The 13,653-nt window shown below is 70.0% G+C and carries 11 protein-coding genes; 3 read left to right on the forward strand and 8 right to left on the reverse strand.

Features of this window, described 5'->3' with window-relative positions; genetic code table 11:
- Positions 1-31 precede the first annotated feature (31 nt).
- The 6 genes from BEI_RS13765 to pgi form a co-directional block, all read right to left on the reverse strand.
- On the reverse strand, positions 32-289 hold the full coding sequence (locus BEI_RS13765) for a TIGR02647 family protein (protein WP_097790057.1): 258 nt from the start codon (positions 287-289) through the stop codon (positions 32-34).
- Positions 290-365: 76 nt separating this feature from the next.
- On the reverse strand, positions 366-1,571 hold the full coding sequence (gene serB, locus BEI_RS13770; protein WP_097790058.1) for a phosphoserine phosphatase SerB: 1,206 nt from the start codon (positions 1,569-1,571) through the stop codon (positions 366-368).
- Between the two features lie 82 nt (positions 1,572-1,653).
- Entirely contained in the window at positions 1,654-3,915 is a 2,262-nt protein-coding gene (gene parC / locus BEI_RS13775) for a DNA topoisomerase IV subunit A (protein WP_097790059.1), read from the reverse strand.
- A gap of 154 nt (positions 3,916-4,069) precedes the next feature.
- Positions 4,070-5,950, reverse strand: a complete 1,881-nt coding sequence (gene parE, locus BEI_RS13780; RefSeq protein ID WP_097790060.1) for a DNA topoisomerase IV subunit B — start codon at positions 5,948-5,950, stop codon at positions 4,070-4,072.
- A 38-nt stretch (positions 5,951-5,988) separates the two neighbouring features.
- Entirely contained in the window at positions 5,989-6,615 is a 627-nt protein-coding gene (locus BEI_RS13785) for a YqiA/YcfP family alpha/beta fold hydrolase (protein ID WP_097790061.1), read from the reverse strand.
- Positions 6,616-6,751: 136 nt separating this feature from the next.
- Entirely contained in the window at positions 6,752-8,437 is a 1,686-nt protein-coding gene (gene pgi / locus BEI_RS13790) for a glucose-6-phosphate isomerase (protein ID WP_097790062.1), read from the reverse strand.
- Positions 8,438-8,521: 84 nt separating this feature from the next.
- Between pgi and cmoA the strand changes: the two genes are divergently transcribed.
- Both cmoA and BEI_RS13800 read left to right on the forward strand, forming a co-directional pair.
- Complete coding sequence (gene cmoA, locus BEI_RS13795; protein ID WP_097790063.1) at positions 8,522-9,262, forward strand: carboxy-S-adenosyl-L-methionine synthase CmoA; 741 nt, start codon at positions 8,522-8,524, stop codon at positions 9,260-9,262.
- 79 nt (positions 9,263-9,341) lie between these two features.
- Positions 9,342-9,902 (forward strand): hypothetical protein, encoded by a 561-nt coding sequence (locus tag BEI_RS13800; RefSeq protein WP_097790064.1) that lies wholly within the window; start codon positions 9,342-9,344, stop codon positions 9,900-9,902.
- A 7-nt stretch (positions 9,903-9,909) separates the two neighbouring features.
- On the opposite strand, the gene BEI_RS13805 is transcribed toward BEI_RS13800, so the two are convergent.
- On the reverse strand, positions 9,910-10,962 hold the full coding sequence (locus tag BEI_RS13805) for an MBL fold metallo-hydrolase (RefSeq protein ID WP_097790065.1): 1,053 nt from the start codon (positions 10,960-10,962) through the stop codon (positions 9,910-9,912).
- A 145-nt stretch (positions 10,963-11,107) separates the two neighbouring features.
- Here BEI_RS13805 and cmoB point away from each other — a divergent pair, with 145 nt between their 5' ends.
- Positions 11,108-12,094, forward strand: coding sequence for a tRNA 5-methoxyuridine(34)/uridine 5-oxyacetic acid(34) synthase CmoB (gene cmoB, locus BEI_RS13810; protein WP_097790066.1), 987 nt, complete (start codon positions 11,108-11,110; stop codon positions 12,092-12,094).
- An 87-nt stretch (positions 12,095-12,181) separates the two neighbouring features.
- Here the strand turns inward: cmoB and cysN are convergent, their stop codons facing one another.
- Positions 12,182-13,609 (reverse strand): sulfate adenylyltransferase subunit CysN, encoded by a 1,428-nt coding sequence (gene cysN, locus BEI_RS13815; protein WP_097790067.1) that lies wholly within the window; start codon positions 13,607-13,609, stop codon positions 12,182-12,184.
- Positions 13,610-13,653: the final 44 nt, after the last annotated feature.

The following is a 13,653-nucleotide window of genomic DNA, read 5'->3' on the forward strand; positions in this document are numbered from 1 at the left end:
GCTTGTCAACTCTCGCCTGCCGGCCGGAGGCTCAGGTGGTCACGTCGGCCGTGCCGAGGATCGTCAGCAGGTCGCGGGCATGCTCCGCCGCCTCCTGGCCCAGGGCGGTGAGGTAGCCACCGTCGGCCTGGGTCACCAGCCCCTTCTGGTACAGGCGCCGGGTGGCCTCGATCATCGTCGGCTCGGCGCTGGAGTGCACCTTGATGCCTTCCTGGTGGTTGACCGGATTGAACAGGCCGAGCACCTTGAGCTCGTCGAGGAGTTCCGGGGTATAGCGGGGCTGGGTCATGACGCTTTCCTTGGCATTCTCGTGGGCGTCCCCCGACGCTACCGCGACTGGCGAGGCGGCGCCAGGGAAAAACGCCTCACGCCTCCAGGTCGCCCTGGCGGTAGCCGATCAGGTAGAGCACGGCGTCCAGCCCCAGGGTGGAGATGGAGTGCCGGGCCTTCTCGCGGACCAGCGGCTTGGCGCGGAAGGCGATGCCGAGCCCGGCGGCGGCCAGCATCTTGAGGTCGTTGGCGCCGTCGCCCACGGCGATGGTCTGCTCCATGGTCAGGCCCTCGCGCTCGGCGATCTCATGAAGCAGGGCGGCCTTGCGGTCGGCGTCGACGATGGGCTCGCGGACCTCGCCGGTCACCCTGCCGTCCTCGATCACCAGCTCGTTGGCATGCACCTCGTCGAAGCCGAGCTTCTCCTGGAGATGACGGGCGAAGTAGGTGAAGCCGCCGGACAGGATGGCGGTGCGATACCCCAGCCGCTTGAGGTGGTGCATCAGCCGCTCCAGGCCGTCCATCAGCGGCAGCTCCTCGGCGATCTCGGCGAGCACCGACTCGTCGAGGCCTTTGAGCTTGCTCATGCGCTCGCGGAAGCTCTGCTGGAAGTCCAGCTCGCCGCGCATGGCCCGCTCGGTGACTTCGGCCACCTCGTCATAGACGCCGTGGCGGCGTGCCAGCTCGTCGATCACCTCGGCCTGGATCAGGGTGGAGTCCATGTCGAAGCACACCAGGCGGCGATGGCGGCGCCAGATGGAGTCCTCCTGCAGGGCGATGTCGACGCCGTGGGCCGCGCCCAGCGCCAGGGCCTTCTCGCGCAGCGCCTCCAGGTCGATCTCCTCGCCGCGCAGCCAGCACTCGACACAGGCGCCGTGCTCCGGCATGCCGCCGTCCAGGGGCTCGCGGCCGGAGAGGCGGTGGATCAGCTCCACGGTGAGGCCGTGCTCGGCGGTCAGCGCCCCCACCTCGGCGAGGATCCCGGCCGGCAGGTGGGGGGCCAGCAGCGTCATGATCAGCCGGGGCTCGCCGGCCGCCACGCTCCAGCGATGATAGTCCTCGGCACTGACCTGGATCGCCTGGACGTCCAGCCCCAGGTGATCGCCGGCCGCCGCCAGGGCGCCCTCCAGGTCGACGTCATGGTCGAGGCCCACCAGGGCCTCCAGCGAGACCATGCCGAAGGTCACGCTCTGGTTGATGTCCAGCAGGCGTGCCCCGCTCTGGGCCAGGGCACGGCCCAGCCCGGCCAGCTGGCCGGGTCGAGCGGACCCGGTGGCGCGGATCAACAGTCGTCTTGTCATTACAACCCCGATAGCTAGAAGCTCGAAGCTGGAAGCCGGAAGTGTGCCGGTTTCCAGCGCCGAGCCGGGTTTTCTTCATGCTTCAAGCTTCCGGCTTCAAGCTTTCCAGGCGGTCGACCTTCTGCAGGCCCCGGGGCAGCTTGCTGCCGCGGCGGCCGCGTTCCCCCCGATAGTAGTCGAGATCCTCGGCCTTGAGCGTCAGCTTGCGCTTGCCGGCGTGCACCACCAGGGCCTGGCCGGGAGCCAGCAGCGCCAGGTCGCGGAGGAACTCCTCGCGCCGGGCGGCCCGCGCCCCGGGGATGTCGAGCATCTTGTTGCCCTTGCCCTTGGCCAGCTCCGGCAATTGCTCCAGGGGGAAGACCAGCAGGCGGCCCTCGTTGGAGACCGCCGCCACGCTGATGCCCTCCCCTTCCGGCACCGGCAGGGGGGGCACCACGCTGCAGCCCTTGGGCAGGGTGAGCACGGCCTTGCCGGCCTTGTTCTTGCCGGTGAGCGCCTCCAGCCGAGCCACGAACCCGTAGCCGCCGTCGGAGGCCAGCAGGTAGCGGGTGTCGGGAGGCGCCAGCATGACGCCGGCCATGTGCGCCCCGGCGGCCACGTTGACCCGGCCGGTGACGGGCTCGCCCTGGCTACGGGCGCTGGGCAGGTTGTGGGCGGTCAGGGTGTAGGCGCGGCCGGTGTCGTCGAGCAGCACCAGGGGCTGGTTGGTCTTGCCCCGGGCGGCCAGGGCGAAGCGGTCGCCGGCCTTGTAGGAGAGGCCGGCGGGGTCGATGTCGTGCCCCTTGGCGCTGCGGATCCAGCCCTTCTCGGAAAGCACCACGGTGATCGGATCGGCGCCGAGCAGCTCGACCTCGGAGAGCGCCCTGGCCTCCTCCCGCTCGACCAGCGGCGAGCGGCGCGCGTCGCCGTAGTCCTGGGCGGCGGCGCGGAGTTCCTCCTCGATCAGGTCGGTGAGCGCGGCCTCGGAGCCCAGCAGCTCCTCCAGGCGGGCGCGCTCGGCCTCCAGGTCGTCCTGCTCGCCGCGGATCTTCATCTCCTCGAGCTTGGCCAGGTGGCGCAGGCGCAGCTCGAGGATCGCCTCGGCCTGGCGCTCGCTGAGGCCGAAGGCCTCGATCAGCGCGGCCTTGGGCTCGTCCTCCTCGCGGATGATGCGGATCACCTCGTCGATGTTGAGGTAGGCGACCAGCAGGCCCTCGAGGATGTGCAGCCGGTCCTGGACCTTGCCCAGGCGATGCTCGAGGCGCCGGCGCACCGTGCTGCGGCGGAAGCGCAGCCACTCGCCGAGCAGATCCGGGAGCGGCATGACCCGGGGCCGGCCGTCCAGGCCGATCACGTTCATGTTGATGCGGATGTTCTTCTCGAGGTCGGTGGTGGCGAAGAGGTGCGCCATCAGCGCCTCGATGTCGACCCGGTTGGAGCGCGGCTCGATGACCAGCCGGGTGGGCTCCTCGTGGGTGGACTCGTCGCGCAGGTCGGCCACCATGGGCAGCTTCTTGGCCTGCATCTGGCCGGCGATCTGCTCGAGCACCTTGGCGCCGCTGACCTGGTAGGGCAGCGCGGTGATCACCACGTTGCCGTCCTCGAGGCCGTAGCGGGCGCGCATCTTCACCGAGCCGCGGCCGCTCTCGTAGACCTTGCGCAACTCGGCCCGCGGGGTGATGACCTCGGCGGCGGTGGGGAAGTCCGGGCCCGGCAGGTATGCCACCAGGTCGGCGGTGGTGGCCTCGGGGTGGCGCAGCAGGTGGCAGGTGGCCTCGACGACCTCGCCCACGTTGTGGGGCGGGATATCGGTGGCCATGCCCACGGCGATGCCGGTGCCGCCGTTGAGCAGCACGTGGGGCAGCCGCGCCGGCAGCACCACCGGCTCCTGCATGGTGCCGTCGAAGTTGGGGGTCCAGTCCACGGTGCCCTGGCCGAGCTCGGCGAGCAGCACCTCGGCGAACTTCGACAGGCGCGCCTCGGTGTAGCGCATGGCGGCGAAGGACTTGGGGTCGTCGGGGCTGCCCCAGTTGCCCTGGCCGTCCACCAGCGGGTAGCGGTAGCTGAAGGACTGGGCCATCAGCACCATGGCCTCGTAGCAGGCGCTGTCGCCGTGGGGATGGAACTTGCCGAGCACGTCGCCGACGGTGCGCGCCGACTTCTTGTACTTGGCGCTGGCGTTCAGCGCCAGCTCGCGCATGGCGTAGACGATGCGCCGCTGGACCGGTTTCATGCCGTCGCCGATGTGCGGCAACGCCCGGTCGAGGATGACGTACATCGAGTAGTCGAGGTACGCCTTCTCGGTGTACTCGCGGAGGGACAGGCGCTCGACGTCGCCCTCCGCCACCTGGATATCCATACTCATAGCACGGTGGCCTTGTTCACACTTGTGGAGTCATCGAGGACTGCGCCCCCTTCAACTGCTGTGATGAGCTGGAAGCTAGAAGCTGGAAGACACCCGGCTGCCCCCCCTTCTTCCAGCTTCAAGCTTACGGCTTCAAGCTCCCGGCGAAGCCGGGTCAGACTTCGATCTCGGCGAGGTTGCCGTAGTCCTCCAGCCAGCTCTTGCGGTCGGCGGCGCGCTTGCGGGCCAGCAGCATGTCCATCATCTCCAGGGTGCCGTCGCCGTCCTCCCGGGTCAGCTGCACCAGCCGGCGGGTGTCGGCGGCCATGGTGGTCTCGCGCAGCTGCAGCGGGCTCATCTCGCCCAGGCCCTTGAAGCGCTGGACGTTGGGGGTGCCGCGCTTGCCCTCCAGGCGCTTGAGGATCGCCGCCTTCTCGCTCTCGTCCAGGGCGTAGAACACCTCCTTGCCCAGGTCGATGCGATACAGCGGCGGCATGGCCACGAAGACGTGGCCGGCGTCGACCAGCGCCGGGAAGTGGCGCACGAAGAGCGCGCACAGCAGGGTGGCGATGTGCAGGCCGTCGGAGTCGGCGTCGGCGAGGATGCAGATCTTGTGGTAGCGCAGCTTGGTGAGGTCGTCGCTGCCGGGGTCCATGCCGATCGCCACGGCGATGTCATGGACCTCCTGGGAACCGTAGATGTCATGGGAGTCCACCTCCCAGGTATTGAGGATCTTGCCGCGCAGCGGCAGGATCGCCTGGGTCTCGCGGTCCCGGGCCTGCTTGGCGCTGCCGCCGGCGGAGTCGCCCTCCACCAGGAAGAGCTCGCTGCCCGCCGGGTCCTGGCCTGAGCAGTCGGCCAGCTTGCCGGGCAGCGCCGGCCCCGAGGTCACCTTCTTGCGCGCCACCTTCTTGGCGCTCTTCTGGCGCCGCTGGGCGGCACTGATCACCAGCTCGGCCAGGGCCTCGGCCTGGTCGACGTGGTGGTTGAGCCACAGCGAGAAGGCATCCTTGACCACCCCGGAGACGAAGCCGGCGACGGTCCGCGACGAGAGTCGCTCCTTGGTCTGGCCGGCGAACTGGGGATCGAGCATCTTCACCGAGAGCACGAAGGACACCCGCTCCCAGAGATCCTCGGCGGTCAGCTTGACGCCCCGGGGCAAGAGGCTGCGGTAGTCGCAGAACTCGCGCAACGCCTCGAGCAGGCCGGCGCGCAGGCCGTTGACGTGCGTGCCCCCCTGGGGCGTGGGGATCAGGTTCACGTAGCTCTCGAGCAACGGCTCGCCCCCCTCGGGCAGCCACTGCACGGCCCAGTCCACCGCCTGATCGTCGTCGGCGAAGTGGCCGACGAAGGGCGAGGCCGGCAGCACCTCATAGCCGTCGGTGGCCTGAGCCAGGTAGTCGCGCAGGCCGTCCTCGAACTGCCAGACGCTCCGGGTGCCGTCGGCCTCGGTGAGGGTGACCTCGAGCCCGGGACAGAGCACCGCCTTGGCCCGCAGCAGGTGCTTGAGCCGCGACAGCGAGAGCCTGGGCGAGTCGAAGTAGCTCGGCTCCGGCCAGAAGCGCACCACGGTGCCGGTCGCCCGCCTGGCGGCGGAGCCGATGACCTCCAGCGGGGACGCGGTCTCGCCGTGCTCGAAGGCCATGCCGTGACGTTCCCCGCCCTTGAGCACCTCCACCTCGAGGCGCTTCGAGAGGGCATTGACCACCGAGACGCCGACGCCGTGGAGGCCACCGGAGAAGCGGTAGCTCGAGGAGGAAAACTTCCCGCCGGCGTGCAGCTTGGTCATGATCAGCTCGACCCCGGAGACGCCGTGCTCGGGGTGAAGGTCGATGGGCATGCCGCGACCATCGTCGCCGACCTCGATGCCTCCGTCCTCGAACAGCCGCACGCCGATCCGCCTGGCATGCCCGGCCAGGGCCTCGTCGACGCTGTTGTCGATGACCTCCTGGACCAGGTGGTTGGGCCGCGCGGTGTCGGTGTACATGCCGGGGCGCTTGCGCACGGGTTCCAGTCCGGCGAGCACCTCGATCGAGCTGGCGCTGTATTGGGTCATGGCGTCGTCTGCTTCCTGTAGGTGTTCGAATCGGTGCGTCAGCCCCGCGCCGCCACGGTGCCGTAGGCCAGGGCATGCCCGCCCTGGGCGAAGATGGCCGGCAGGTACTCCGCGAGGGCCGAGAAGCCGTGATCGCCGCCGGGATGAAGGATCGTCCTGGCGCCCCGGTAGAGCGCGAAGGCGTCCCGGCAGTCCAGGGTCTCGTCGTCGGTTCCCAGCAGCAGCAGGTAGCGCCCCGCCGTGACCCCCGTCGGCGTCATCGCCTCCAGCGCCCGACGGTGGGCCTCCTCGACCACGAACCGCTCGCCGCTGTAGCGATTGACGAAGGTCTCACCGACCCAGTCCGCCACCAGTCGTCCGGGCGCCACCGCCGGGTTGATCAACGCCCCCGGCAGGTCGTGGCGCTCGGCGAGCAGCGTCGCCAGGAAACCGCCCATGGAGCTGCCAACCACCAGCGGGTAGTCCCCCAGCTCGCCGAGCCGGGCGGCGGCCTCGTCCAGGGCCTGATCCGGGCGGTGCGGCAGGTCCGGGGTCACGCAGCGGAGCCCGAGCACCGCGCAGGCCTCGCGCACCAGCGCCGCCTTGGGCGAGGCGGCGGCGCTGTTGAAGCCGTGGAGATAGAGCACCCCGCTGGTCGGGACCCGCGGCAGGCCGGCGCTCAGCATACCCGACCCCCTGTATAAATGGCCAGCCCACCCCCGGCGATCCCAGGATCGAGGTGGAGACGTCGAGGGGCGCCGGGACCTGTCGACGGGTCAGCCCCGAGGGACAACCTGATGGCGATATCCCTGCCCCGCCGACTCACCGGTCGTTCTCCGGCTCGGCCGCCCAGACCGCCTCGATCAGGCCCCGGGTGGAGTCGTCCATGCCGTCCAGGCCCTGCTGTCGCTGCAGGATGCGCTGGGTCTCGCCGGCCAGGGTCTTGCCCAGCTCCACGCCCCACTGGTCGAAGGGGTTGATGTCCCAGACGGTCGCCTGGACGAACACCTTGTGCTCGTAGAGGGCGATCAGCGCGCCCAGGGTCTCCGGCGTCAGGCGATCCAGCAGCAGGGTGCTGGAGGGCTGGTTGCCCCGGTAGCGGCGGTAGCCGGGCCGCGGGCCATCGTCGGCCACCGCGGCATCGCCCAGCATCAGCGCCCGGGACTGGGCGAAGCAGTTCGCCAGCGTCAGGCGATGCTGGTCCATCAGATGGTCCCGGGTGGCGGGATCGGGGACGTCGTCGTAGCGCACCTTGGGGGCGATGAAGTCGCACTCCACGGCCTGGGTGCCCTGGTGGAGGAGCTGGTAGAAGGCGTGCTGGGCGTTGGGGCCGAGCTGCCCCCACAGCACCGGGCAGGTGGAGTAGCTCACCGGCTCGCCCTCGTGGGTCACCGCCTTGCCGTTGGACTCCATCTCCAGCTGTTCCAGGTAGGCGGCGAAGTACTCCAGGCGGCCATCGTAGGGCAGGATGGAATGGGCGCGGATGTCGAGGAAGTTGACGTTCCAGATCCCCGCCAGCGCCAGCAGCACCGGCAGGTTGTCGGCAAGCGGCGCCTCACGGAAGTGGCGATCCATGGCATGGGCCCCGGCGAGCAGGGCGCGGAAATGGTCCATGCCCACCACCAGGGCGATGGGCAGGCCGATGGCGCCCCACAGCGAGTAGCGTCCACCGACCCACTCCCAGAACTCCAGCTGGTGGTCGGGATCGATGCCCCACTCGCTCATCTTCTCCGGCTTGGCCGAGACGCCGATGAAGTGCTGGCGCATCACCAGCGCCTCGTCGACGCCCTCCTGGCGGGCGCCGCCCAGCAGCCGCGCCTTGAGCCAGTCCCGGGCGGTACGGGCGTTGGACAGCGTATCGATGGTGGTGAAGGACTTGGAAGACAGCACGAACAGCGTGGTCTCGGGATTGAGCCGCGCCAGGTAGTCGGCCAGCTGGGAGCCGTCCATGGTCGAGGCGAAGTGCACGTCGATGCGATGGACGTCCTCGGGGCGATAGTCGGCCAGGGCATGGGTGACCATCAGCGGGCCCAGGTCGAAGCCGCCGACGCCCAGGTTGACCACGTCGCGGATCGGCTTGCCCGTGGCGCCCCGCCACTGGCCGGCGTGGAAGCATTCGACCATGCCGGACATGCGTTCCAGGGTGGCATGCACCGAGGCGACCAGGTCCTGGCCGTCGACCTCGAGGCGCGCGTCGGCGGGCAGGCGCAGGGCGGTGTGCAGCGCCGGGCGGTCCTCGCTGCGGTTGACGCGCTCGCCGGCCAGCAGCCTGCGGATGGCCTCGGGAACGCCGGCGTCCCGGGCCAGATCCAGCAGCAGCTCGAGGGTCTCCTCGCTCCACCGCTGCTTGGAGAGGTCGAGGGTCAGCCCGGCGGCGTGCCGGGTGAAGGTCGCATGTCGTCCCTGGTGCTCGGCGAAGAGCTCGCGCAGATGGCGGCGTCCCATGCGCTGGGCATGGTCGGCCAGGGCGCGCCAGGCACCCCGCTGGTCGACGGGGAGATGGCTCATGATGCCTCCTGGAGGTCCTGTCGTGCAGCCGCGGGCAGGGAGGCGTACAATGTCGGGCCTCCAGCCCGACGCCCAGCCCTGCCCATGAGTGACGCATCTTACCGTGACGCCATCTTTTCGACACCCCTGGACCGGGTGGCGCGCTTCTCCTTCGACGAGCGGGTGGTGGCCTGCTTTCCCGACATGATCCGCCGCTCGGTGCCCGGCTACGGTCAGATCCTGGCCATGCTCGGCCCGCTGGCCCGGCGCCACCTGCGCCACGGCGGCCACGTCTACGATCTGGGCTGCTCGCTGGGCGCCGCCGGGCTGGCGCTGGCCGGCCAGCTGCCGCCGGCGGCCTTCCGCTACACCGGGGTGGATCTCTCCCCGGCCATGGTCGAGCGGGCCAAAGAGACCCTGAGCGCGGAGCACCCCGAACATGCCATGACGGTGGAGGAAGGCGACATCCGCCACCTCGACTACCGGCCCTCGGGAATGATCCTGCTCAACTTCACCCTGCAGTTCCTGGCCCCGGAAGACCGCGACGCCGTCATCGCCCGCCTCTTCGAGGCGCTGGAACCCGGCGGCGTGCTGGTGCTCTCCGAGAAGATCAAGGCCGCCGACGAGCAGGACAACGCCTGGCTGGTGGAGCGCTACCACGACTTCAAGCGCGCCAACGGCTACAGCGAGCTGGAGATCAGCCAGAAGCGCACCGCCCTGGAGAACGTCCTGGTGCCGGACACCCTCGAGGCCCACCGGGCCCGCCTGGCCCAGGCCGGCTTCGACCGCTCGCTGGTGTGGTTCCAGTACCTGAACTTCGCTTCCCTGATCGCCTTCAAGGAATAGCGCCCTCGCCCGCCACCACTAGACTGGAAAGGAAGACCCCACCGGATCCCTCGAGAGCAGAGAGGGAGTGGAGCGCGGCATGTTCGATCTCGACCGCTTCGTGGAGGGCTGCTGCCAGGCCGTGACCGAAGGCGAGGCGCGGCAGGCCACCCGTGAGCGCCTGACCCTGGCGCTGGAGGCCCCCCGGGCCGTACTCGCGGCCCTGGGCGAGCCGGACCATGCCGGCGTCCGGACGCTCTATCGCTCGGACGAGCTCACCATCCTCGACGTGGTGTGGGGCCCGAGGATGGTCCTGCTGCCCCACGACCACCGCATGTGGGCGGTCATCGGCATCTACACCGGCCGCGAGGACAACATCCTCTGGCAACGGGTACCGGATGCCCCCGCCGGCCGCATCGAGGCGAGGGGCGCGACCTCCATCGGCGCCGGCGAGATCCTGCCGCTGGGCCACGACGCCATCCACTCCGTGATCAATCCGCTGGACCGCATGACCGGCGCCCTGCACGTCTACGGCGGCGACTTCTTCGCCCAGGCCCGCAGCGAATGGGAGCCGGAACGACTGGAGGAAAGGCCCTACGACCTGGAGCGCAACCTGAGGCGATTCGAGGAGAGCAACCGCCGCCTCGCCGCGGGCCCGTGAGCGGGCGTCAGGACGTGGCCGTCAGGCGATAGACGCTGCCCACCAGGCTCGGCGCATAGTGGCCCGGGCCGAAGGCCTCGGCCAGGCGCATCTTCGCCCGCCAGCCGGTGCAGTGCCCGGGGGCGACGAGCCGGGGCCGGATGCGGGTCTCGAGGTCGTGCACCGTGGCCGCGATGCGCTTCTCCATGCCCTTGCCCGCCAGGTGGTAGCCGCCGTGGACCAGGTCCAGCGGCAGGCCCGGGAAGAGGTCCTGGGCCGTCAGGCAGGCGTTGACGATGCCGGCGTGGGAACAGGCCGAGAAGACGCTCACGCCCCGCCCCCGCACCCAGGCGGCGACGAAGCGCTCGTCCATGATCCAGGGGTCGGGCTCGCCCCGCTCGCCGTGGAAGCTGTGGTGACCGGGCAGGCCGGTCTCGTAGTCGGTGACCCGGGCGATCTCGCCGCTGCCGAGGAAGAAACCCTCGCACAGCGGATGGGGCGCTCCATGGGTGACGACCCGGCCTCCCGCCCGATCGAGTGCCTCGAAGGTCGGATCCGCCGGCAGCATGGCCAGGGTCCCGCTCGGCAGCAGGGCGCCGCGCTGGTCGGGACGGTCGGGGTGCAGGTCGACCAGCGGCGGTGGCGCCCCCGCCGCGTCCCGGGCCGCGCGAATGGCGGCGATCACCTCCGGCAGCCCGCCGCTGTGGTCGAAGTGCCAGTGCGACAGGAAGACGCCCTCGATGCTGCCCGGGTCCAGGGCCAGGCGCTCGGCGTTGTCGAGCCAGATGCCGGGATAGGGGCCGACATCGAACAGCAGGCGATGCTCCCGGCCGTCGCGGCGTCCGATCAACAGCGCGGAGAAACCGTGGCAGGCGCAGCACAGCCGGTCGAACACCGTCTTGCAGGCATGGCCCTGGTAATGACGGCTCGGCGGGGTGCGCTCGATGAGCCCCGCCACCTCGGGGCGCTGGGGCACGCCCTCGTCGATGCTGGACAGGGTGTCGGTCTCGTTGTCGACGACGACCAGGACCTCCAGCTCGTCGAGCGGCACCACGCCCTCGGAAGGCGTTTCGCGGGTCATGATCGCCCTCCTTCGCTTCCCCTCGCCGAAACGCGCCGGGGACCGGGAAGCGTCGTCATCCAGCCGTCCCCTCGGGTACACTCTGTCCCGCCGCGCGGAGCCGCCCGCCGCGGCGTCCCGTCTTACCCTCAGCCTAGGCGAAACGATGCAGCCCCTACACCGAGACCTCTACCGCGCCTTCGTCGACCAGGGCCTCGACACCTGGCTGGCCCGGCTCCCCGAGCAGCTGGCCCGCGGCCTGGACCGCAAGCGCTACGGCGATCTGCCGGCCTGGGAGAAGGCCGTGGCCAAGCTGCCGCCGCTGCCCGAGGATCGCCGGGTGGTGCTCGACGCCGACACCGTGACGGTGGAGGCCGACCTCGACGCCTCCCGGCGCCGGCAGGGGGAAAACCTGTTGCGTGCCCTGGCGCCCTGGCGCAAGGGCCCTTATCGCCTCGGTGGGGTGCACATCGACACCGAGTGGCGCTCCGACTGGAAGTGGCAGCGGGTGGCCCCTCACCTGGCGCCGCTTTCCGGCCGCCGGGTGCTCGACGTGGGCGGCGGCAACGGCTATCACGCCTGGCGCATGGCCGGCGCCGGGGCGAGCTTCGTGCTGGTGATCGACCCCTCGCCGCGCTTCTACTGGCAGTTCCAGGCGGTGCGGCATTTCGTGGGCGACGCCGACGGCGGCGCGGTGCACTTCCTGCCGGTGGGCATCGAGGACGTGCCGGAGGACCTGGCCTTCTTCGACACCGTGTTTTCGATGGGCGTGCTCTACCACCGCCCCTCGCCCCTGGAGCACCTGGCCCAGCTCCGGGCGGCGCTGCGCCCCGGCGGCGAGCTGGTCCTCGAGACCCTGGTGGTGGAGGGCGACGCCACCACCGTGCTGCTGCCGGGCGATCGCTACGCCGCCATGCCCAACGTCTACTTCCTGCCCTCCTCCGCCGCCCTGTGCACCTGGCTCGAACGCGGCGGCTTCGAGAACGTGCGGGTGGTGGACGAGGCCGATACCCCCCTGGACGAGCAGCGCGCCACCGACTGGATGACCTTCCAGTCCCTGGCCGACTTCCTCGACCCGGACGACCCGACGAAGACCCGCGAGGGCCATCCGGCGCCGCGCCGGGCGGTGGTGATCGCCAATCGGCCGGCCTGAGGTCGCCGGTCGTTTCCGGCCCAGACGACGAGGCCCCGCCGCTTGCGCGAAGGGGCCTCGACGGGGATGGCCTGGGAGGAAGGCGCGTCAGCGGTCGATCAGCTTGCTGATGTCCTTGGCCTCCCAGTGCGGGAAGTACTTGCGCACCAGGGCATTGAGCTCGACCTCGAAGCCGGCCCAGTCGACCTCGCCCGGGGTCGCGCCCTCGGCCTCGGCGGCGCCGCGGATCATCCCCGCCCCCACTGTGACGTTGGACAACCGGTCGATGACGATGAAGCTGCCGGTCCCGGGGCTGCGGTCGTAGGCGTCCAGGGGCACCTCCCCGTTCAGCGCCACCCGGCAGCGGGCGATAGCGTTGAGCTCGAGGCGCTCGGCCGGATGGCGCTCCAGGGTATTGACGTCCACCTGGTGGTGGATGGTCTCGACCTGGCCGGCCACCGAGCGCCCGGCCAGGCGGATGTCGACCTGGCGGCCCGGCTCCAGGGCCTGCTCGTTCATCCAGACGATGTCGGCATCGAAGGCGCTGGCCTCGGCCACCTCGGCGTCGGCGGCGACGATCCAGTCCCCCCGGGAGATATCGATCTCATCGGCGAGGGTGACGGTGATCGCCTGGCCCGGCCAGGCCGCGTCCAGGTCGCCGTCGTAGGTGACGATGCGCTCGACCGTCGAGGTCTTGCCGGAAGGCAGCACCTTGATCGCCTGCCCGGGACGCAGGATGCCCGCCTCCAGGGTGCCGGCATAGCCGCGGAAGTCCAGGTTGGGGCGATTGACGTACTGTACCGGCAGGCGCAGGTCGGTGAGGTTCTGGTCGTGACGGACCTCCACGGTCTCGAGCAGCTCGAGCAGTGCCGGCCCCTGATACCAGGGCATGGCCTCGCTCCGGTTGACCACGTTGTCGCCCTTCAGCGCCGAGAGCGGCACGAAGCGGATGTCGTCGGCGCCGAGCTGCTCGGCGAAGTTCCGGTACTCGGCGACGATCTCCTCGAAGCGCGCCTGGCTGTAGTCCACCAGGTCCATCTTGTTGACCGCGATGAGCAGGTGACGGATCCCCAGCAGGTCGGCGATGAAGCTGTGCCGACGGGTCTGGGTCTGGACGCCGTACCGCGCATCGATCAGGATCACCGCCAGGCCCGCGGTGGAGGCACCGGTCGCCATGTTGCGGGTGTACTGCTCGTGCCCCGGCGTGTCGGCGATGATGAACTTGCGCTTGTCCGTTGAGAAGAAGCGGTAGGCCACGTCGATGGTGATGCCCTGCTCCCGTTCGGACTGCAGACCGTCCACCAGCAACGCCAAGTCCACCTCCTCGCCGGTGGTGCCGCTCTTCTTCGACGCCTGGGTGATGGCCGCCAGCTGATCGTCGAAGATCATCTTGGAGTCGTGCAGCAGCCGGCCGATCAGGGTCGACTTGCCGTCGTCCACGCTGCCGCAGGTGATGAAACGCAGCAGGTCCTTTTGCTCGTGTTCACGCAGATAGCTTTCGATATCGTCTGCGATCAATTCCGACGCATGTGCCATGACACACCTTCAATAGCTGTAAGCTGGAAGCTTGAAGCTGGAAG

Source organism: Halomonas beimenensis, assembly GCF_002549795.1.
Lineage (GTDB): Bacteria > Pseudomonadota > Gammaproteobacteria > Pseudomonadales > Halomonadaceae > Halomonas > Halomonas beimenensis.